Origin of the sequence: Nocardia sp. (assembly GCF_025465275.1) — a bacterium.
In the GTDB taxonomy this organism is placed as follows: Bacteria; Actinomycetota; Actinomycetes; order Mycobacteriales; family Mycobacteriaceae; genus Nocardia.
Map to the genome: position 1 here is coordinate 100,392 of NZ_JAODNK010000137.1, position 21,034 is coordinate 121,425.

16 protein-coding genes are annotated in these 21,034 nt (G+C 65.5%); 9 read left to right on the top strand and 7 right to left on the bottom strand.

Features of this window, described 5'->3' with window-relative positions; translation table 11 throughout:
• The first annotated feature begins 38 nt into the window (after positions 1-38).
• Both JWN03_RS30080 and JWN03_RS30085 read left to right on the top strand, forming a co-directional pair.
• Complete coding sequence (locus tag JWN03_RS30080; RefSeq protein WP_297622073.1) at positions 39-1,202, top strand: oxidoreductase; 1,164 nt, start codon at positions 39-41, stop codon at positions 1,200-1,202.
• The gene (locus tag JWN03_RS30085) at positions 1,199-2,035 is read left to right on the top strand and encodes a carbon-nitrogen hydrolase family protein (RefSeq protein ID WP_297622074.1); all 837 of its coding nucleotides are present in this window, start codon (positions 1,199-1,201) and stop codon (positions 2,033-2,035) included. The genes JWN03_RS30080 and JWN03_RS30085 overlap by 4 nt, the downstream gene beginning before the upstream one ends.
• Here the strand turns inward: JWN03_RS30085 and JWN03_RS30090 are convergent.
• On the bottom strand, positions 1,991-4,312 hold the full coding sequence (locus JWN03_RS30090) for an ATP-binding protein (RefSeq protein WP_297622076.1): 2,322 nt from the start codon (positions 4,310-4,312) through the stop codon (positions 1,991-1,993). The genes JWN03_RS30085 and JWN03_RS30090 overlap by 45 nt on opposite strands.
• Positions 4,313-4,487: 175 nt before the next feature.
• Between JWN03_RS30090 and JWN03_RS30095 the strand changes: the two genes are divergently transcribed.
• From JWN03_RS30095 to JWN03_RS30115, 5 genes are read left to right on the top strand one after another with little or no spacing between them, the layout of a single operon-like run.
• Complete coding sequence (locus tag JWN03_RS30095; protein ID WP_297622078.1) at positions 4,488-5,897, top strand: aromatic ring-hydroxylating oxygenase subunit alpha; 1,410 nt, start codon at positions 4,488-4,490, stop codon at positions 5,895-5,897.
• Entirely contained in the window at positions 5,894-6,427 is a 534-nt protein-coding gene (locus JWN03_RS30100) for an aromatic-ring-hydroxylating dioxygenase subunit beta (protein WP_297622080.1), read from the top strand. Before JWN03_RS30095 ends, JWN03_RS30100 begins: the two co-directional genes overlap by 4 nt.
• Positions 6,424-6,630, top strand: a complete 207-nt coding sequence (locus JWN03_RS30105) for a dihydrodiol dehydrogenase (protein WP_297622082.1) — start codon at positions 6,424-6,426, stop codon at positions 6,628-6,630. Before JWN03_RS30100 ends, JWN03_RS30105 begins: the two co-directional genes overlap by 4 nt.
• A gap of 55 nt (positions 6,631-6,685) precedes the next feature.
• Positions 6,686-7,507, top strand: a complete 822-nt coding sequence (gene hcaB / locus JWN03_RS30110; protein WP_297622084.1) for a 3-(cis-5,6-dihydroxycyclohexa-1,3-dien-1-yl)propanoate dehydrogenase — start codon at positions 6,686-6,688, stop codon at positions 7,505-7,507.
• A gap of 7 nt (positions 7,508-7,514) precedes the next feature.
• On the top strand, positions 7,515-8,408 hold the full coding sequence (locus JWN03_RS30115) for a LysR family transcriptional regulator (protein WP_297622086.1): 894 nt from the start codon (positions 7,515-7,517) through the stop codon (positions 8,406-8,408).
• Positions 8,409-8,415: 7 nt separating this feature from the next.
• Here JWN03_RS30115 and JWN03_RS30120 read toward each other — a convergent pair whose 3' ends face one another.
• Together JWN03_RS30120 and JWN03_RS30125 are read right to left on the bottom strand one after the other, a co-directional pair.
• Positions 8,416-9,051, bottom strand: a complete 636-nt coding sequence (locus tag JWN03_RS30120) for a non-oxidative hydroxyarylic acid decarboxylases subunit B (RefSeq protein WP_297622088.1) — start codon at positions 9,049-9,051, stop codon at positions 8,416-8,418.
• Positions 9,052-9,130: 79 nt separating this feature from the next.
• The gene (locus tag JWN03_RS30125; RefSeq protein ID WP_297622090.1) at positions 9,131-10,570 is read right to left on the bottom strand and encodes a UbiD family decarboxylase; all 1,440 of its coding nucleotides are present in this window, start codon (positions 10,568-10,570) and stop codon (positions 9,131-9,133) included.
• A 288-nt stretch (positions 10,571-10,858) separates the two neighbouring features.
• Here JWN03_RS30125 and JWN03_RS30130 point away from each other — a divergent pair, with 288 nt between their 5' ends.
• Positions 10,859-12,301: an aldehyde dehydrogenase gene (locus JWN03_RS30130; RefSeq protein WP_297622092.1), complete on the top strand. Its 1,443-nt coding sequence runs from the start codon at positions 10,859-10,861 to the stop codon at positions 12,299-12,301.
• A 17-nt stretch (positions 12,302-12,318) separates the two neighbouring features.
• On the opposite strand, the gene JWN03_RS30135 is transcribed toward JWN03_RS30130, so the two are convergent.
• Positions 12,319-13,767 carry an amidase gene (locus JWN03_RS30135; protein ID WP_297622094.1) on the bottom strand — a complete coding sequence of 483 codons (1,449 nt, stop codon included), beginning with the start codon at positions 13,765-13,767 and terminating at the stop codon, positions 12,319-12,321.
• A gap of 162 nt (positions 13,768-13,929) precedes the next feature.
• Positions 13,930-16,953, bottom strand: a complete 3,024-nt coding sequence (locus JWN03_RS30140; RefSeq protein WP_297622095.1) for a protein kinase domain-containing protein — start codon at positions 16,951-16,953, stop codon at positions 13,930-13,932.
• A gap of 271 nt (positions 16,954-17,224) precedes the next feature.
• Between JWN03_RS30140 and JWN03_RS30145 the strand changes: the two genes are divergently transcribed.
• On the top strand, positions 17,225-18,658 hold the full coding sequence (locus JWN03_RS30145) for an MFS transporter (protein WP_297622097.1): 1,434 nt from the start codon (positions 17,225-17,227) through the stop codon (positions 18,656-18,658).
• Positions 18,659-18,776: 118 nt separating this feature from the next.
• Here the strand turns inward: JWN03_RS30145 and JWN03_RS30150 are convergent, their stop codons facing one another.
• Both JWN03_RS30150 and JWN03_RS30155 read right to left on the bottom strand, forming a co-directional pair.
• Positions 18,777-19,064 (bottom strand): putative quinol monooxygenase, encoded by a 288-nt coding sequence (locus JWN03_RS30150; protein WP_297622099.1) that lies wholly within the window; start codon positions 19,062-19,064, stop codon positions 18,777-18,779.
• A 71-nt stretch (positions 19,065-19,135) separates the two neighbouring features.
• Positions 19,136-21,034 (bottom strand): CoA transferase, encoded by a 1,899-nt coding sequence (locus JWN03_RS30155; RefSeq protein ID WP_297622101.1) that lies wholly within the window; start codon positions 21,032-21,034, stop codon positions 19,136-19,138.

The window sequence follows — 21,034 nt, forward strand, 5'->3', positions numbered from 1 at the left end:
CGACACGACCGATGTCTTCGAACTCCGCAGGAGCCGCTGTGCACGACATTGCCGATCCCTGGGCACCCCTACGACTCAACTCCGGTGCGACACTGAGCAATCGATTCATGCTCGCACCCATGACTACCAATGCCTCCGATCCCGATGGTTCGGTCACCGAAGCCGAACTGAGCTACCTGGCCCGGCGCGGCGCGGGCGAATTCGGCGCCGCGATCACCTCTTGCGCCTACGTGCATCCCGAGGGCCGGTCGTGGCAGGGCATCGGCGCATGCGACGACACACACCTGGACAGCCTGAGCGCCGTGGCCGGCGCGATGCGCGGCGGCGGCGGTCTCGGCCTGCTGCAGATCTACGACGGCGGTCGAATTGCCCTCCCGGATCTGGTAGGGCCCCAAGGAATCCGCGGGCCATCGCCCATCCCGTCCGCACGACCGAACGCCGCTGTACCCAGGGAGTTGACCGGCCGACAGATCGGCGAGCTGTTCGCGGCCTTCGGTCGCGCGGCCGAGCTCGGGGTGCGAGCCGGGTTCGACGGGATCGAGATTCACGGCGCGAATCACTACCTGATCCATCAGTTCTTCTCCCCCCGCGCTAACCAGCGCACGGATCGATGGGGTGGCGGTCCGGAGGAGCGAACCCGCTTCCCACTCGCGGTGGCCGAATCGGTGCGCGACGCAGTCGGTGATGCGGTCACCGTCGGATTCCGCATTACCCCTTTCGAATCCGAGCCCGGCGGTTACACCCTCGACGATTCGGCGCTCCTGGCCGACCGGCTCGCCGCCGCCGGGGTCGACTACGTGCACATCTCGATGGACAACTTCCGCACCAACTCGCCGCAACCGGAAGATCGGGACTGGACGAAAACCCGGGCGCGCGTGGAAACACGCAATCCGATCGAGGCGATCGCCACGGCCGTCGCCGGGCGTAGCGCTGTAGTCGCCAGCGGCGGCATCAGAACGCTCTGCGACGCCCACGACGCACTCCGGTCCGGTGCCGACCTGCTGGCGGTGGGTCGCGCGGCGCTCATCGACCCCGAGTGGGTCGACAAGATGAAAGCCGGTGCACACCACCAGATTCGGACTCAACTCCCGGCCGACGCCGACGATATCGAGACCACGCTGACCATTCCGCCGCGCATGGTGCGATACCTGCTGAGTCGGCCGGGCTGGATCCCTCGCGCCGGACAGGACAGCCGGCCGTGACAGCCACGGGAGTGCGAATCGCACTGTGCCAGATCACTTCCACCGCCGATCCGGCCCACAACCTGTCGATCATGGAACGCTGGGTGCGGCGCGCCGCCGATTCCGGTGCACGGGTTGTCCTCTTCCCCGAAGCCACAATGGCGCACTTCGGCATCTCGCTGGCCGAGGTGGCCCAACCGCTCGACGGCCCGTGGGCGCGCGCGGTGGCACAACTGGCCGCGGAGCACAATGTGCTGATCGTCGCGGGCATGTTCACCCCGGCGGGTGCGCGGGTCCGGAACACGGTGCTGCTCACCGGACTCGGCTATCACCTGGGCTACAACAAGATCCATCTCTACGACGCCTTCGGCTATCGCGAATCCGCGACCGTGGCTCCGGGGACCGACTGCGTCACCGTTACCGTGGACGGCCTCGTGCTCGGCGTCACGACCTGCTACGACGTTCGATTTCCCGCGCTGTTCCAACGTTTGGCCGACAAGGGAGCAAGCGCGATCCTGCTCCCCACCTCCTGGGGCGCGGGCGAAGGCAAAGCACAGCAGTGGGACCTGCTGGTGCGTGCCCGAGCACTGGACTCCGGATCATGGGTGCTCGGCTGTGACCAGGCAGACCCGGGAAGCACCGGGGTGCCGGTGAATCCGAACGCGCCGACCGGGATAGGCCGATCCCTCGTTGTCGATCCCTTCGGCCGCGTCCAGGGCCGGCTCGACACGGAACCGGGCCTACTGGTCGCCGAAGTCGACGCCGCCACCCCGATTCGTGCGCGCGCGGCCACCGGTGTGCTCGCGAACTCAGCCGCGCTTGACCGTGAGCAGTACCGCCACCTGGGTTCGTGAGTTCACACCGAGCTTGGTGAAGATGTGCTCGATATGCGTCTCGACGGTCCGCAGCGCTACCACCAGGCTCTGGGCGATCTGCCGATTCGTCATCCCCTCCACCAACATGCGCGCGACCTGCGCCTCGCGCGTCGTGAGGGTCGCGATGAGCGCGTCGTCGGCCGAGGCCTGTTCCTCGGCCGGCGGCGTCTCCCCCAATGCGTAGCCGATCGCGGCCTCGGTGCCCATCCGTCCGCCGTCGCCGAAGGCCTGGTCGAATGCCTGGTCGCCCAGCGCCTTTCGCATCTCGGCTTCGGTTCGTTCACTCCAGTTCCGTAGCTCGAATCCACCCGGATAGTCGCCCAGTGGTTCCCATACCTGTCGCACCGCGCCCATCAGTCGCGCCGACCGGTGCGGATCACCCTCCGCTGCGGCGACCCAGGCAAGAATCTCCAGTACCACCGCGATTCCCAGCGCATCGTGGAAGGGGCGCTTGCCCGCCAATGCTTCCCGCAGCTGCTCCCCCGCCTCAGTGAAATCCCCGCGCATCCAGTGGGCCAGGCCCAGGAACGTACGAATCCACGACAGCAACCAGCGCTCACCCTGTGCTGTGAGCGCACTCCGGCACTGCTCGAGCACTTCGAGTGCCCGGTCGGGTTCCTGTCTGCGGCAGTATGCCCAGCCGAGCTGTTCCAGCGCGAGGATGTGCAGCAGGCTCGGGCCGCCTGCCGCCTCCATCGCCGATCCTTCCTCGATCAGCGCCATTCCCAAGGTTGTGTTGCCGAGATTGTGTTCGGCCACCCCGCGGAAATGCGTCGCGTGCGCGAGGTTCACGGTATCGCCGAGGTCGCGCGCCAGGGTCTGACTGCTGCGCAGTAGATCAAGGGCCACAACGGCTTTGCCCTCCGCCACGGCCAGATAGCCGTTCGACCACAGCGCGGCGGCGCGCTCGGAGCTGGGGAGGCTGTCACGCGCCAGCGAACGATCCAGCCAGTGCCGGCCCTCGCGCTGCTGACCGCATCCCAGCCAGTACCAGAACAGAGACGACGCCATTCCGAGAGCGGCTCGGCCGCCGCCGTCGGGATCCGACAGCAGGGAGTCGAGGACTGCGCGCAGGTTCGCATGCTCCCCGCGCATCCGATCGACCATCTCCTCCTGCCCCGGGCCGAACCAGTTCTGCTCGAACTCCCGTGAAAGACGCTGGTAGTACGTGCGATAGCGGCCGATGATCGCGGCCTCGCCGGGGTGACCGCGCAGCTTGCGCAATCCGTATTCGCGAACCGTCTCGAGCATGCGGTAGGTCGGCCGGGTCCCGGCCGAGTGCTGAGCCAGAATCGACTTGTCCACCAGCGCCGAGATGCCGTCGACGACGGCCTCCCGGGGCAGATCCGCACCGCTGCAGATACATTCGGCTGCCTGCAGGTGCACGGTCCCGGTGAAAACCGCCAGCCGCTCCCACAGCAGACGTTCGCGGTCCGAGCACAGGTCATAGCTCCAGTCCAGTGTCGCCCACAGCGACTGGTGACGCGGAGCCGCGGAACGGTCGCCGATACTGAGCAATTGGTTGTGCTTGTCCAGCCGATCCAGCAGGTCGCGCGGCGACAGTGCCCGCATCCGCCCGGCAGCGAGCTCGATCGCCAGCGGCAACCCGTCGAGCCGGCGGCACAGCTCCTCGACCGCCTCGGCATTGTCCGGCGTAATCCGGAAGCCGGGCGCGGCGGCCGCTGCTCGCTCGGCGAACAGCGTGACCGCGTCCGGGCGTGCGTCTCCGAAGTACGACGCCTGCGGCCGCACCTGCGAGACTGAGAGCGGTTCCACTTCGAAGACATGCTCACCACCGACGCGCAGCGGCTCCCGGCTGGTGACCAGGATTCGCAGATCGGCGCACGCGGACAAGAGATTTCGGACCAGGACCGCGCTCTCGTCGAGCAGATGTTCGCAATTGTCGAGCACCAGCAGCATTTCGCGGCCGCGGAGGTAATCGATCAGCGTGGCAACCACATCCGGCTGATGCGCGGTCGCGCCCACCACCTGCGCAACGGTCAATGCCACCAGAGCCGGATCGGCGACTTCGGCCAATTCGACCAGTATCGCGCCGTCGGAGAAACCGCGCCTGGCCTTGCGCGCGACGTGCAGGGCCAATCGGGTCTTGCCGACGCCACCGGTGCCGGTCAAGGTGACCAATCTCGAATTGGCAAGCAATCGGCGAACCTCGGTGGACTCCGTGCCGCGTCCGACGAGGCTGGTCATCTCCGCAGGAAGGCCCGGCGCGATCGGGGATGCCGGGGCATCGGTCATGACATCACCTCGGTGGGGTTGCTGAATCCTTCACAATAGCGAAACAGACCGGTATGTACCTCGAAATCGCGGCGTCCGGCGACGTTCCAGCAGCCGGACCGGGTCCATTGGCACGTCGGCTCGCCGGTCGTACCTTACCGAGAAATCCCCATGGCGCATCACGAGGAGCTGTCAGGTGTTCGACCAACTCAGCCAACCCGATTCCGGCAGATCGACCGAGACTTCAGCTGCCACCGCGGAATTCTTCAAGACCGTGGACCGAGAGCTGGAACAGGGAATTGTTGCACCTCGAATATTCAACGATCCAGAACTCTACGCACATGAGCTCGAACGTATCTTCGCGCGCTGCTGGTGTTTCGTCGCACACGAGTCGGAGATTCCGATGCCCGGCGACTATGTGCTGCGCTACATCGGCGAGGATCAGTTCATCGTCGTGCGGGACGAGGACGGCGAGATCCGCGTGCTGTTCAATAAATGCACGCATCGCGGCAGTCCGGTGTGCCGGGTCGAAAAGGGCAATAGCTCGCATTTCCGCTGCCCGTATCACTCCTGGGTCTTCAAGAACAACGGCGACTGGAGCGGAGCGCCCTATCGCAAGAAGGCCTACAAGAAGCTGGACGCCGCGGCCTGGGGCCTGCGGGCGGCGCCCCATGTGGATTCGGTACACGGCCTGGTCTTCGCCTCGCTCGATCCGGACGCCCCCACGCTCGACGAGTATCTCGGCGATATGCGCTGGTACCTGGACGTGCTGCTGGGGCTCAATGACCAGGGCATGCGGGCAATCGGTGAACCGCACCGCTGGCGCGTGCCCGCGAACTGGAAGTCCGCCGCCGACAATGTGATGGCCGACGCCTATCACGTTCCCTCCCTGCACCGTTCGGCAGAGGAGGTCGGCATGTTCCCCAATATCGAAGCCGGCGGCGCGGGGCCGCAGGGGGTGTCTCGGCACGTGTACTTCGACGAGGGCCACGGCATGATCATCAATGACGGATTCTTCCCGCCCCCGTGGCATCGTTCCGGCTTTCCGCCGGAAGTCGCCGAGACGTTCCAGACCGGCCACCTCACCCCGGAACAGCGACTATTCGTCGAAAACCATTCGGCGACCACGTTCCTCATCTTCCCCAATCTCGGCTTGATTCGGGTCCCCGCGGCACCGCATCCGGATGCTCCGCCGATGGTGTTCACCTACCTGCGCCTGCTACAGCCCGTAGGGCCGGACACCCTGGAGAACTGGAATTGGACGCTGGGCTGGGACAGCGCACCGGAGGGATTCAACGAGGACGCCTACGTCGCCGGGCTCAGCATGCACGGCCCGGCCGGAATTCTCGAGCAGGACGACCCCGTGGCATGGGCCGGCGCTCCAGTCGCGGGCAAATCCGTCTTCGCGCGAAAGAGCGGCATGCGCCTGAACTTCCAACTCGGTCTCGACGGTATGAGCGACTACGACGAGGACTCCGGCTGGCAGTTCCCCGGCCGGGCCACCACCTCCGCACTCGGTGAAGCGCCGCAGCGCGCCTTTTATCGGCGCTGGCTGCGCGAGATATCCACCGCGAACAACGGCGCAGGACAGGAGAACCAGCAGTGACGCACGCGACGACCTCGGCCACCGGAATCCCGCGCGATATCGCCGCCGAGTGTGCGAATTTTCTCTACCGCGAAGCGGAGTATCTGGACCATCGTGAGTTCGGCTGCTGGCTGGAATGCCTGTCCGAGGATTTGGTGTATCTGATGCCCATTCGAATCACGCGGGGCCCGGAGGCGAGGCACCTGGAATTCTCCCCCGTCGGATTCCATATGAAAGATACGTACGCATCGATGAAAATGCGTGTCTCCCGGCTCCATACCGAACATGCCTACGCCGAAGACCCGCCCTCACGAACTCAGCGGCTGGTGACGAATATTCGAGTCGACGCACTCGACGCCCCGGAAAAGTATGACGTGCGAAGCAATTTCATGTGCTTCCGAGGACAGGGTGACGGCATCGGATCCGACCTGATCGTCGGTGAACGGCTCGACGTACTGCACGATACCGCCGACGGCTGGAAAATCGCCGCGCGGACAGTGCATTTGGCACACACCACGCTGCCCACCGCCAACCTCGGAATATTTCTGTGAGCCCGCTACGTATCAGCAACGAGTTCGCCGAGGTCTTCCTGCGGCTGGTCGCGACCGGCAACGGCGAACGACTCGAGATCACCTCGCGGCGGCGGGGCACCAATATTCTGCTCGACCCGGTCGTGCTGGAGGCCCTGACGTGGCAGTCCGCCGAGGTATTCACCCGCATGCTCGAGAATTCGATCGGCCCGACGACGTTGTAACGCTTGCTTTTTCGGCCCCACCGGACCGGGCGAGACATGATGGAAAGAGAGAGATATGAGTGACGGCTGGTTGACAGGAAAGGTCGTACTGATCACCGGTGGCGGCACCGGGATCGGGCGTGCCGTGGTGGAACGCTTCGTGGCGGAAGGCGCACAGGTCGGGGTGCTCGACCGCTCGTCGGAAGCGGTCGCCGAACTGCGCGCACTACCCGGAGGAAAGGTCTGGGCCACCAGCGGTGATGTCCGCAGCCTTGCCGACCACAAACGGGCTGTCGCGGATACCGTCGATCGTTTCGGCAAGCTCGACGTATTGGTCACTGTCGCAGGCATTTTCGACTACTTCGTTGCGCTGGAAAACCTCGATGACGACCGGATCGACGCGGCATTCACCGAGATGTTCGACATCAATGTGAAGGGCTCGCTGCTGGCGGTGAAGGCTGCCTTGCCCGAGCTGTCCAAAACACAGGGCAATGTGGTGCTGACCATTTCCAATGCCGGTTACCTGCCCGGTGGAGGCGGACCGCTGTACACCGGTTCCAAGTTCGCGGTCCGCGGACTGCTGTCCCAGCTGTCCTTCGAACTGGCCCCGCACATCCGGGTCAATGCGGTCGCCCCCGGCGGCACCGTCACCCAGCTGCGCGGTGTGGAGGCGATGGATTCCGGGGAGCAGCGTCTGGCCGATATGCCCGACCTACCCGGCCTCATCCGCCAGACCAACCCGCTGCAGGTGGCTTCCGAACCTGCGGATCATGTCTGGGCATACGTGTACCTGGCGTCGAAGGAACGGACGAAGTCGGTCACCGGCTGCGTCATCCACTCCGACGGAGGATTGCAGAGCCGCGGATTGGTTCCTCTCGGCGGCGAACTGACCTCGTAACCCGACAATGGACCTGCGCCAACTTCACCACTTCATTGCCGTCGCTGAGGCAGGCACCTTCACCGGTGCCGCCCAGCGCGTGCATGTTGCCCAATCCGGAGTCAGTGCACATATCAAGGCGCTGGAACGCGAACTGGGACAACCACTTTTCGAACGCGGACCCCGAGCGGTGAAACTCACGGCCGCCGGCGCCGCACTCCTACCGCATGCCCGCGCGGCCATGGACGCGCTCGCCGCAGGGCGGGAATCGATCGATGCCCTCACCGGATTGCTGCGCGGCCATGTGGCAGTCGGCAGTGTCAGCGCGTTCTCGCCACACAGCATCGACTTGCCGGAGGTCCTCGCCTCGTTCCACCGTAAGCATCCCGGAGTCGATATCTCCCTGACCGAAGACACGGCGGCGGCACTCGTGCGACGGCTCTCCGACGGAGCCCTCGATGTCGCGTTCACCAGCCTCACCGACGGAACGGTCGCCGGCCTGCAAACCCGTGAATTGCACAGTGAGCGAGTTGTTGCCGTCTTCCTTCCCGGCGATCCCTTTGCTCGCCACCCCGAACTCCCGTTGAATTTCCTGAGCGAACGACCGTTGATCGCACTGCCGGAGGGTTCGGGCCTGCGCTGCCAACTGGACCAGACCCTCGCCCACGCCGGAGTCCGCGCACACATCGCCTTCGAGGCGGGTAGTCCCGACATTCTCGTCCGCATGGTGGAGAAGGGCCTCGGTGTCGCACTGGTCCCGCAATCGGCGCTGGCGCACAATGATCGGGTGATCGGGGTGCCGGTGCCGGAACTGCCGCTGGGGCGGCTCGGCATCATCTGGCGCGAAGGCTCGGCCAGTCGTGCTGCCCGAGCCTTTGTCACACATACCGCGGCGCTCGCATCGAATCGACATGCGGCATGATCGCCGCTCAGCTGTCCGCGTATTCGGCCGTCGCCCCGTTGGCCGCGGCCCGCTCGTGCCGCGCCACATCGAGTCCACGCCACCGCTTCGCCTGCGGCGCATCGAGATCGAACTGATCGAGGATGCGGACCGCGATATGGTCGACGATGTCGTCGATGGTCTCCGGGCGGTTGTAGAACGCCGGCATGGGCGGCACGATCCGTGCTCCCATCCGGCTCAGCGCGAGCATGTTCTCGAGGTGAATCTCATTGAGCGGCATCTCGCGTGGCACCACGACCAGACGGCGGCGCTCCTTGAGCACAACATCGGCGGCGCGGCAGATGAGATTATCCGCATGTCCGTGCCGGATTGCCGCGAGGGTTCGCATACTGCACGGCACCACGATCATTCCGGCGGTGCGGAACGATCCCGACGATATGGCCGCCCCCTGCTCCCCCAGCTTGTAGGAGACGTCGCCCAGGTCCGCGACCTCGCGCACGCTGTACGGGGTCTCCACCTCGATATTCGTCCGCGCCCAGGCGCTCATCACGAGATGCGTTTCGATCTCGGGTATTTCGCGCAGCATCTGCAGCAGGCGCACGGCGAACGGTGCCCCGCTGGCGCCGGTGATGCCGACGATAATGCGTTGTGCCGATTCGGTCATCGCTGTCCCTCCTGGACGGCTGGGGACGGAAAGGCCTGCTCCCGCAAGGCCTTTCCGTTCGACTCGGTGTCTGTCCGTGCTACAGCGGCAGCGTTGCCTTCCACTTCTCGCGGATTTCGGCCCGGTACGGTTCGTCGAAACGGTTCGCGCGCGGGTAGGAGTCCTTCCAGGCGAACGGTTTACAGGCATCGATGAGCACGATCCCCATCGACATATCCCCGGCCTCACGCTTGGCAGGCGACAGCCGCGGGTCGATCGCGGTGGTCGGGGTGCGCAGGATGTGCATCGACTCGGACGGATCGACCCGGGTGAATATCGCCCACAGCACGTGATTGATATCGGTGATGTCGATATCCTCGTCGACGACGACAAAATAGCGTTCCATGCCGCCGGTTCGCTTGCGTCCGGCAGCCGCCAGCAACGCGTGCATCGCATCGCCCGCCCCGGTCTGCTCGACGGAGATCACCATCATCAGCTGACGCGCGTAGGCCCACACGCCGCGAATGTTCTGCACGCCCGAGGCTTCCAGGTGATCCCAGGTGACCGACGCCGAATACAGCGGCACCGCTTGGTCACCGGCGGGAACCGTCGGAATCATCGGCGGCGCACCGAGAATGATCGGATTGTCCCGGTGCATGATCCGGTTCACCCGCACCACCGTCTCCTGCCCGGCATGCGTGAAATAGCCCGTCCACTCACCGAAGGGACCCTCGAGCACCGATTCCTCCGTGACCGGAGGCATCTCACCCTGGATGACGATTTCGGCATGCGCGGGAATCGGCAGATCCGTACCCGGGGCGTACAGCACCTCGACCGCCTGGCCGCGCAGTCCACCGGCCACGTCGTACTCCGAAACCCCTTCGGGCGCAGCGATTGCGGCCACGGTGGACAGGATCGGATCCGAACCGACGACCACCGCGATCGGGCAGGCCTCGCCACGATCCCAGTACTTCTTCGCGATCGCACGCGCATGGCGGTTGCCCAGCATCCACAGTGACAGCCGGTCCTTGCCCTGCACGCATCCCCGGTACGTCCCGATATTGACCCACCCCGAGTCGGGATCGCGAGTGATGACCATGCACGCGGTCCCGATATAGCGGCCACCGTCGCCGTCGTGCCAGCGCGGTGTCGGGAAGGCTGTCAGATCGACATCGTCGCCCTCCATAATGTTTTCGAGGACCGACCCGGAGGTCACCACCACCGGCGGGATCGGGTCGATCTTCTTACTCATATCCTTCCACGCACGAATGATTTCCATCTTGGACGTATCTGCCGGCAATCCGAGCGCGACCGCACATCGCTCCGCAGTACCCATGAAGTTGGTGAAGACCCGATAGCCCGGCGGGTAGCCGGGGATATTGTCGAACAACAGCGCCGGCCCCTCCGCCTCGGCGAGAAGTTCTGTGATGCCGCCGATTTCGAGGTCCCAATGCGCGCCGTCGACAACACGCACCTCATCTGCTCCGAGCTTGTCGGTGAGATTATCGATGTAGTGCCGTAGATCGCGAAACACAGTCATAGTGAATTGAAGGTCTCGGTGCCCGATCGGCGCCGTGCCCCTATCCCCTTTCCTCCGTTGGGTTTTCGGTTCTCAATTCACTCTGCTGCCCTTCGATCCATAAGTCCAATAGCTAGATCTGCTGTCTGCCATCCGGAAATCTGATGGCACCTTTCAGTAAGTGTTCCGGATTACGGAACGCATTATGTGAGCGCCATTTTCACTCGATATACCGTGCCGTTCTACGTCCGCCGCCGCCCGCCAGTTCTTCGTACAAATAATTCTGTCCCACAGAACAACGAGGTAAGCATGCGCAGTTACGACACGATCTTCATCGACGGACAGTGGATCTCCTCGACCGGAGACGCCACGATAGAGATCGTCTCCCCGCACAATGAAAACGTGATCGCGACGGTCCCGAACGGAACACCCGGCGATATCGACGCTGCCGTCGCCGCGGCCCGGCGCGCCTTCGACACCGGACCGTGGCCGCGCATGGCTCCCCGGGAACGGCTTTCGTATCTGACGCGGCTGGCCGATATGTACGAAGCTCGGCTGGAGGACTTCGCCCAGATCATCAGTGCCGAGATGGGCGCGCCGATTACTCTGTCCCGGACTCGTCAAGCACCCGCCGGACTGTATTGCCTGAGGTCCACGATCGCGTTTGCCGAACAGTACGAATGGGAACAGACGCGCGCTACCGCCGAGAGCGGCCCTGCGATCGTGCGAAAACTCCCGGTCGGTGTTGTCGGTGCCATCGCGCCGTTCAACTTCCCGCAGATGCTGGTGATGGCCAAGCTCGCACCCGCTCTCGCCGCCGGTTGCACTGTTGTCGTGAAGCCCGCACCCGAATGTCCGATCGATGCGCTGCTGCTGGCTGAACTCGTCGATCAGGCCGGATTACCCGCAGGTGTGGTCAATGTCGTGCCGGCCGACAGGACCGCATCCGAACATCTGGTGGCACATCCGGACGTGGACAAGATCGCCTTCACCGGTTCGACCGTCGCGGGCAGGCAGATCGCGGCGGTGTGCGGGCGGGACATCCGCCGCTGCACCGTCGAGCTCGGCGGGAAGTCCGCGGCAATCGTTCTCGACGACGCCGATCCGGTGGCTGTAGCGTCCGCGATGAAATTCGCATCCTTCGCGAACAGCGGACAGGGGTGCGTGAGCCAGACCCGGATTCTCGTGCCACGCGCACGAAAGAACGCCTATATCAACGCACTTGCCGACATGGTCGAATCACTCGATGTCGGCGACCCCGGAGACTCGAACGTTGATATCGGACCGATGGTCACCCGCACGCACCAGCAGCGCGTCACCGGCTACATCGAACTGGGCACCACCGAAGGAGCGACGACGCTTGTCGGCGGACCGGGTATGCCCGAGGGCCTGACACACGGATGGTTTGTCCGCCCAACACTTTTCGTCGATGTCGACAACAGTATGCGGATCGCGCAGGAGGAGATCTTCGGACCGGTGACGTGCGTGATCGAATACGAGGACATCGACGATGCCGTGCGGATCGCACAAGATTCCTCATACGCGCTCAGCGGTTCGGTCTGGACGAACGACCGCACAGCCGGAATGGCCGTCGCCAACCACATGCGAACCGGCATATTCGGCGTGAACACCTTCACCATCGACTTCGGCAGCCCCTTCGGCGGATTCAAAGCCAGTGGGATCGGCCGCGAATTCGGGCCCGAGGGCCTCGATGACTACACCGAGGCGCAAACGGTCTATGTAGATGCTTGAATCACCGCAAAAGTAACTCAGAACCCGGGCGGGCGCCGAAATCCGCCGACTACCTCCGCTAGGCACTGCACAAAGCGGACTGCGGTGCGGTCATGCAAATAGGGTGCGATCACCTGGATGCCGATCGGAAGCCCGTCGCGTGTGGTTCCGATCGGAGCCACCGCCGCCGGGAGATGATTGAGCGCTGACGGTGCCATCCAGGTGAGCATCTCGCGGTACGGCCGGTCGCTGCCATCGACCCGCAGTGTCCGGACCGACCAGCCGGGATCAGGACGTTGGTCGTGAGGGAAGGCGGCCGTCGGGCTGACCGGGCAGACGAGTACGTCGATGTCACGGAAGAACTCGTTCCAGCGGCGGCGTGAGTGTTGGCGACGTTCGTCGAGCGCATGCCAGGCGCGAAAACGGACCGTCAGGTCCGACCCGAACCCGCCTGATATCCCTTCGGCCGCTGCGAGTTCCACGAGTCCGGTGTACGACTCCTCCGGCTCGACCAGTCCGCTTTGCGCCATCAACAACGGCTGATAGAGGGCCATCGTTTCCTCGAGTCCGATCGGCCCCCCGCGCTCGACCACCATGGTGCCCTCGGATCTGACCGCCGCCAGCGTCGCCTCCATAACCGCGACCAACTCACGGTCGACGGGGCAAAACGGGTCGTCGATCCATGCTGCGACGCGGAACTCGCGCAGATTGCCTGCCCTCGACCGGGGCAGATTCAGTCGCCACGCCGGTGCATTGTCGCGATCCGGCCCGGCAAGGAGGTCGAGGCCCAGGTCCAGGTCGTCGGCGTGCCTGCCGAGCGGGCCGAGCACCGCCATATCGAACTCTGCCAGCGACCCGGGAGCATGTCCTGAGACGCTCCCTTGTCTGGGCACAATGCCGAACGATGGGCGCAGCCCGTAAATGCCACAGAAATGGGCGGGCACCCGAATCGAACCCGCCGTATCGCCGCCGAGCTCCAGCCCGGTCAACCCCGCGGCGAGCGCTGCCGCGGACCCACCCGACGAACCGCCGGGTCCGCGCGTGAGGTCCCACGGATTGTTCGTAGTCCCGTATATCTCGTTGTAGGTCTGCCAGTCCCGGGCATCGGCAGGCAGATTGGACTTGCCGAATACGATCGCGCCCGCGTTCTTAAGCCGCGCGACGGCCTCGGCATCAGTAGTCGAAACATGGTGCCCCCAGCGTTCGGAACCACCGGTGGTCCGCATGCCGGCGACTTCGAGACTGTCCTTGATGGTCACGGGGACACCGTGCAGAGGGCCGAGTGACTCGCCCCCGGAGGTCTTGCGATCAGCCTCCCGCGCCGCGGCTTTCGCGGTCTCCTCATCCCGCGCGATGATCGCGTTCACCTGCGGACCGAACTGGTCCACTCGGGTCAGGTAATAGTCGAGAAGCTCAACGCTCGACACCTCCTTTGTCGCGACGGCAGCCGCGAGCTCACCGGCGGAGCAAAATGCTAGATCGGTCATACGAACCTCCTGAAACCGTGAACCCCGGCGATCACACCTCGGCCGGACAGCGGTTCAGGTTCGCCGAAGCAGACGTCGGCCGCTAGCGCGTCGTTCCGTCAGGTGGGCCGCCGGAACGGGAAAATGCCGCGGAAATACCGGCCCGCAACGACTTCGGCACCGTCACTTGCCGAGTGCGTAGGCCACGGCGGCTGCGGCCGGCATGGCTTCACCGGTCTGGCTCGCGGCTGCGAATCCTGCTGCCCCGAGTGCCGACTTGGCAGACCGGACGCATTCGGCGTGGCTGGTGAGTAGGTTCGGTGAGGAGATCGGCCAGCCGCTTGCCGCGGCGCCCCGGGCTGCGGCGGCCCCCATGAGCACCGCGGCGCGTTCCGGGTCGGTGTCGCAGGCGATCCAGGCCAGGGCTTCCAGGCACATCGCGGTGCCGACCGGATCGTCGACCAGCTGGGCCAGTCGTGTGAGCGCTTCTTCCAAAAGTGCTGTGGCTCGGTCTGATTCACCGGTCTGCCACTTCAGCACCCCCAGTGCCCACTGCGCGTAGGACCGGCCTACCGATTCGCCCCGGGACTCGGTGATCTCCAGGACCTGCACGTAGCAGTCGCTCGCCTGCTCGGTGGATCCGGACATTGCGTGGCACAGGCCCAGGATGATCAGTGCCTCGACCAGTGGAGCGATTCGGTGCTGGCGGCCGAATTCCGGCACGACCTCCGTCAGCAGAGTGCGGGCGCGCGGGATCTGCCCGCTGCTGTAGGCGTGAAAGCCTTCGGCGTAGGTCGCGATCACATCGACGGCCGGGTCCGTCAATACCGCTGCCAGCGCCTGTCCTTCCTGGACCAACCCTGCGGCGACCTCGAAATCCCCCTGCATATCGGCGAGCGCGCTGTCGGCGTAAAGCGCCATCACGTGCTCGGCGCGGGGGTGGCCCCTGTCGCCATTGAGCAGCCGATCGAACCAGTGTCGGCCTTCGCCGTACAGGCCGCGCGAACTCCAGAACAGATACAGCGCGGACGCGATTCGAAGTCCGGGCACCGGGTCATCGGAAACGCAGAACTCCATGGCATCTCGCAGATTCGACTGCTCGCGCTCGAGTCGCGCGATCCAATCCAGCTGCCGCGCACCGACCCACTCGTCCTGCGCCTGTAATGCCAACCGCAGGAACCAGTCCCGATGCCTGCGCCGGAGCTCCAGATATTCGCCATTGTGCTGCGCCTGCTCGCGTCCGTAGTCGCGCAGGATCTCGAGCATGCGGTATCGCACCGTCGATCCCTCGGGCTCGCACAACAGGATCGATTTGTCGACCAGCGCGGTCAGGATGTCGAGGACGTCATCGGAGGCCATCGCCACATCGCAAACCTGTTCTGCGGCATCGAGATCGATGCCACCGGCGAACACCGACAACCGCGACCACATCAGCTGCTCCTGCGAGGTGCACAGCTGGTAACTCCACTCGATGCACCGCCGCAGCGCCTGCTGCCGAGTGGATGACCCACGGGCGCCGCGAGTCAGCACCCCCAGGGAATCGGCGAGACGACCCAGAAGCTGTTCGGGCGACATGGCCCGCAGGCGCGCGGCAGCCAGTTCGATCGCCAACGGCACCCCGTCCAACCGCCGGCAGATCTGGACCACAACCGTCCAATTGTCCTCGGTGAGTTCGAATGTCGGTACTGCCGCCCGCGCCCGCTCGGCGAACAAGGTAACCGCCGCATAGCGCGCGGCCGCCTGCCGCGACGGCTCGCGGCCGGATTCGGGAATGGTCAGCGGCGGCACTCGCAACACGGCCTCCCCGTCGATGCCCAGCGGTTCGCGGCTGGTGACCAGGATCTGCAGCCGCGCACAGCCTTTCAGCAGCGTCTCGCACAGCTTCGCCGCACCGTCGATCACCTGCTCGCAATTGTCGAGGATCAGCAGCCCTCGACGCGATCCCAGGAAATCGAGCAGTGTGTCCTCGGGTGACTGCACCGCCTCTCGCAAACCCAGCGCGGCGACCACCACACCGGATACGAGCGCTTCGTCGACCAGTTCGCCCAATTCGACAAACCACAACCCGTCCGCGAAGTCGCCCTCGGCCGCCGTGGCGAGGCGGACAGCCAACCGGGTCTTACCGACTCCCCCGATACCCGCCAAGGTGACCAGCCGAGCGGTCGACAGCAGGTGTTTCGCGGATGCGACTTCGCGGTCGCGGCCTACGAGACTGGTCAACTCCAGTGGCAGGTTCCGGATCGCCCCACCCTGGCGCACCGCCCGGGTGATCGGTCCGGCATCGGACCGAGGCGCGTCGTCCTCGATCCGCAATGCCATCTCATCGACTCGAAACCCATTGCGCCCCTGAATATCACGGAGTTCATCCCCGAGCGCCGCGGCGCTTCGCTGCCGGTCTTCCGGATGAGCAGACATCGCCCGCTCGATCACCGCGGACACATCGTCGGGGATACCCGCCCCGCGGAGATCCGGTACCGGCTCGGTGGTGATCCGCACGAATTGCGCCACCACCTGCTCCCCGGAATGGCGCTCGAATGCGGCATGGCCGGTGAGCGCGCAGAAGAGCGTGGCACCCAGGCTGTAGATGTCCGACGCGGCGCTCGGGGTGCCTCCGGTGAGAACTTCGGGTGCGGTGAAGGCCGGAGACCCGGTCACGACCCCGGTCTCGGTCTGGAAGCCCCCCGAGAAGTGGGCGATCCCGAAATCGGTGAGCGCGGGCTCTCCGTAATCGGTGCGAAGGATATTGGCGGGCTTGATATCGCGATGCAGAACGCCGAGCCGATGGAGGGTTTCGAGCGCGCCGGCCAGATGAATACCCAGGTGGAGGAGGTCTTCCAGGGGCAGCGCTCCGGTGCGCCGAATTCTCGCGTCGAGCGAGCCCTGCGCGCAGTACTGCATGACTATGAACGGGCGGCCGCCGCTGGTACTTCCGACCTCCAGCGCATTGACCACATTGGGGTGACCGGTCAGTCGTCCCATCGCACGCTGTTCCCGAAGGAAACGGTCGCGGTTCTCGGCCTCGAGATCGGCGGTCAGCACCTTGACCGCTACCGTTCGATCCAGAGCAGGCTGGCGACAGCGGTACACGACTCCGAAACCGCCCCGCCCGATCTCTTCGACATCCTCGAACCCCGCTGCCTCCAGCTCAGCGACCAGCGGCGAGGCCACTAGGTCGCGCTGCGTTTCGGACGGCTCGGGATCGTTCATCTTTACCAGAATCTATCGGGCCCTCACCATATCGCTGCCCGAGAGCCGGTGCCAGGATCTGTGCTGCTCAGCGAACAAGCTTCGCTTCAGCAATCGATGCGCCTGCGGGCTCCTCGGATACGGGATAGTGCGACGATTCGATACCTCCATGGGGTATGAAATGAATCACGGAGGGATAGGTTCCACCGACATACCCCCTATGGGTATATATGGACGAGTTCAGTTTCCCTGCGGCACACGCACAGTGGTCCGCACGTCCAAGGAGTGAGTCATGTCCGCCCACACCCCGGCACCACCGTCCTCGCGGCGCTGGATCGCCCTCGCCCTCATTGCCCTGGCCCAGTTCATGGTCATCATGGACACCTCGATCATCGGGGTCGCCCTGCCGAAAATGCAGGACTCCCTGGGCTTCTCCCAGGAGAACCTGTCCTGGGTCTTCAATGCCTACGTGGTGGTCTTCGGCGGCCTGCTGCTGCTCGGTGGCAAACTCTCCGACATCCTCGGCGCGCGGCGCATCTTCCAGGCAGGCTGGGCGATCCTCGGCGCCGGATCGCTGGTCGCGGGCCTCGCCTCCTCCGCGACCGTCGAACTGATCGGCCGCGGCGTCCAGGGCGCGGGCGCGGCGCTCATCGCACCGTCGGCATTGACCCTGCTCATGATGCTGTTCGGGTCGAATCCCCGAGAGCTGACCAAGGCGTTCGCCGTCTACGGCGCGGCGGCACCCGCAGGCGGCACAGCCGGCGTATTCCTCGGCGGTGTGATCACCGAATACGCCTCGTGGCCTTGGGTTTTCTATATCAATATCCCGCTCGCCCTGCTGGCGCTGGTCGCCGCACCCCTGCTGCTGCCGAGCGGCGCGCTCGCCCCGCACGGCTCGGTCGACCTGCTCGGCGCGGTCACTGCCACCCTCGGCCTCGGTGCCGCGGTCTTCGCCGTGGTCCGCGCGCCGGAGAGCGGCTGGCTCTCGGGCTCCACCTGGGGCGTGCTCGCCATCGCCGCCGTCCTGCTGGCCGCCTTCATCGCCCTGCAGGTGCGCCGCCGAGAGCCGCTGATGCCGCTGTCGGTCTTCCGGTCCCCGAACCTGGGCGCAGCCAATCTGGCACAGGTGCTGCTGGGCGCGGCGTGGGTGCCGATGTGGTTCTTCCTCAACCTCTACCTGCAGCAGGTGCTCGGCTACTCCGCCTTCCCGTCGGGCGCGGCGCTGCTGCCGATGACCGCGCTCATCATGGTGGGCATGGTCGCGCTGTCGCCGAAGCTGTTCGTACGCTTCGGGGCTCGGACCATGATCGTTACCGGGCTGTTGCTGCTGGCCGCCGGACTGGTGTGGCTGTCGTTCATTCGCCCCGACGGCAACTTCTGGATCGACGTGCTGCCCGGCTCGCTGGTCGCCGCCCTGGGTATGTCGCTGGCCTTCGTGCCGTCACTACAGACCGCCATCTCGGCCGCACCACCGCAGGAGGGCGGCCTGGCCTCCGGCATCGTGAACACCAGCTACCAGATCGGCTCGGCCCTCGGCCTGGCCGTCGTCACCGCCATCGCAGCCGCGGCAGGCACCGAAACGCTCGGTGACACAGTAGCTCTCACCGACGGCTTCCAGGCAGCCTTCCGCACGGCCGCCCTCATCGGCGTCATAGCGGCCGTCGCAGCCGCGGTCACCTTCCGCCGCCCCGCCCGCACCGTCGAGGAGGTCCCCGCCCAAGTGTGAACCGCCGCAATCGAATTCGCCCGTCCACAACCCACTTCGGGTCGGTGGCCGGGCGTTTCGACGTCAGGCAGTCGGACAGCACATTTCGTCGCTCGTCCCACTGCACAAAGGTGGGGGTTCAGACTGCGGTGAAGTACTCGATCTTCGGGGCGCCCGCGAGCAGGGGGGCCATCAGCTTGCCGGCGGCGCGGAAATGATCGGAGCGGCCGTGGGCTTCGACAGCCGCGTCGTCGGAATACAGTTCGAAGAACCGGTAGTTCTCGGCATCGGTTCGTGAGCGCACCAGCTGGTAGGTCAGGTTCCCGGGCTCATTGGCCCGGATCTGTTCGATGAGGTCGGCGACGACGGATTCGAACTCCGCACCCGCACCGGCCTTGACGGTTACCTCGGCAATGACTGCGATCATGATTTCTCTCCTTTTCGTGCGACGGTACCTGTCGTCGCCGGCCGTTGATGCGGTCGGGCGACACAATCTGCTCACCTCGGCAGGTAGAGCCCGCCCGTTGCCCAGCGGTCGGCGACGATCGCGGCGCTGTGCAGTTGTGCGATGTCCTGCGGTGTACGTCCCAGTTCCGCGAGGATCTCAGCGGTGTGCTGGCCCGGGAACGGCGCGGGGCTCAGCGATCGACGGGGTGTGAAGTCGCTGCGGACCCAGCTGGCGACGGGAACCCAGTAGCGCAATCCGCTCGGATGGTCGACGAATTCCACTCGCCCCGAGGGGCCTTCACTCGATTCGGGTGCGGCTTCCGGTTTCGCGGGTGCGGGGTTTCGTGCGGCCGGCGCTGCTCGCCGCATCATGCGGCCGGTCACGATCGGATGCGCGGCCCAATCCTGTTCCAGCGCATAGCGAACCGCCTCGGCCACGGTGTATCGAGCGATGCGTGCGGGTAGATCGGCGGGCACACCTACGCCCGGCGTTCGGGTGCTGCGATCACCCGCGCTCAGAAATAACCACCCGTCACGTGCTTTGTAGATCTGATCGGCCGGATCGGTGCCGCTCGCGTCGAGCCCGCTGGGTTCGGTCCCGTCACCGTTCAGGAACGGCAGTTGAATCCAGGTCGCCATGCGGGCCAGCGAGGTTCGCGCACTGATGTCGTACCCGCTTCGGCTGCGCGCGACCAGCCCGAGGATCGCCGCGAACGCGCCCGAGTATCCGGTGAAATAGTCGATGCAGGAAGCCAATCCATGCAGTGCCGGGGTACGTTCCCCGCCGTAGCGGGTCATGATGCCGGTGGCCGCCTGCAGGGTCGGGTCGTAGCCGGGCAGCAGGTCGGACGCTGCCTGATCCGGGCCACCGTGGGCCGTCATGGCCACCGTGATCACTCGACGGTCGACCCGATGGGCGCTGTCCGGATCGAACCCGAGCCGCCTTGCCTGATGCGGTAAACAGTTGTGGGCCAGCACATCCGCGCGCGCGATCAGATCGCGCAGCACCCCCTGACCGCCTTCGGTAGCCAAGTCGACGGCGATGCTTCGCTTACCCGGATTCACCTCGAGGCCGAAATGCAGGGTCTGGCGCGGCCCCATCTTCGGCACAGTCGGCACGATCTGGACGACGTCGGCACCGAGTTCGGCGAGGGTCCTGGCGCAGGACGGGCCGGCGATCACGTTCGACAAATCGAGCACCGTGATGCCGTCCAGCCAACCGGTCGCGGGCCGTGCGCCGGTAGCGATCGGATCGAAGGTGCGCGCATGAGGCCAAGTGCCCGTTGCGGTTTCGGGATCGGTGAGACCGGCTGCTGTCACATCCACCTGCGGCCCCGGTTCGACGTGGTCGCCGGCCCGCCGCACGATTCCGTTCCCGAGAGCGAGTGCGTGTTCGACCCATTCGGCGGTGGTGCGCTGCATCGCGGCGGGCACGCCCGATTCGGTGAGCCGCTGTTCCCATTCCTGTGCGGGCAGTCGGCGAAAGGCCGGCAGCGACAGATCGCTGTAGAAACCACATGCCGCCGAGATGGCACCCTCCCAGCCCGGCATCGAGCTACGCTCGTCATGGCGGGAGAACCCCGGCAGGGACAGATAGATCACGCCGGGGTTCGTCGCCACCACCTGCGCATATCCGAATCCGAGGCGGTCCATCACGCCCGGCCTGAAGTTCTCGATCACCACATCGGCGGCCTCGACAAGCACCCGCACGCGCGCGGCCGCATCGACATCGCGGAGGTCGATGACCCGAACGCTCTTGCCGCGCTGCAGAATTGCCGATGTGGCCGGATCCGTACCACTACCGCCGGGCGGCTGCACCACGATCACATCGGCACCCTGATCAGCCAGAAAGACACCGGCCAGCGGACCCGCCAGATAGTGGCCGAACTCGACCACCCGCAACCCGCTCAGTGCGGTGGCATCCTGCCGATCCTTCGACCTGTCGGGCAT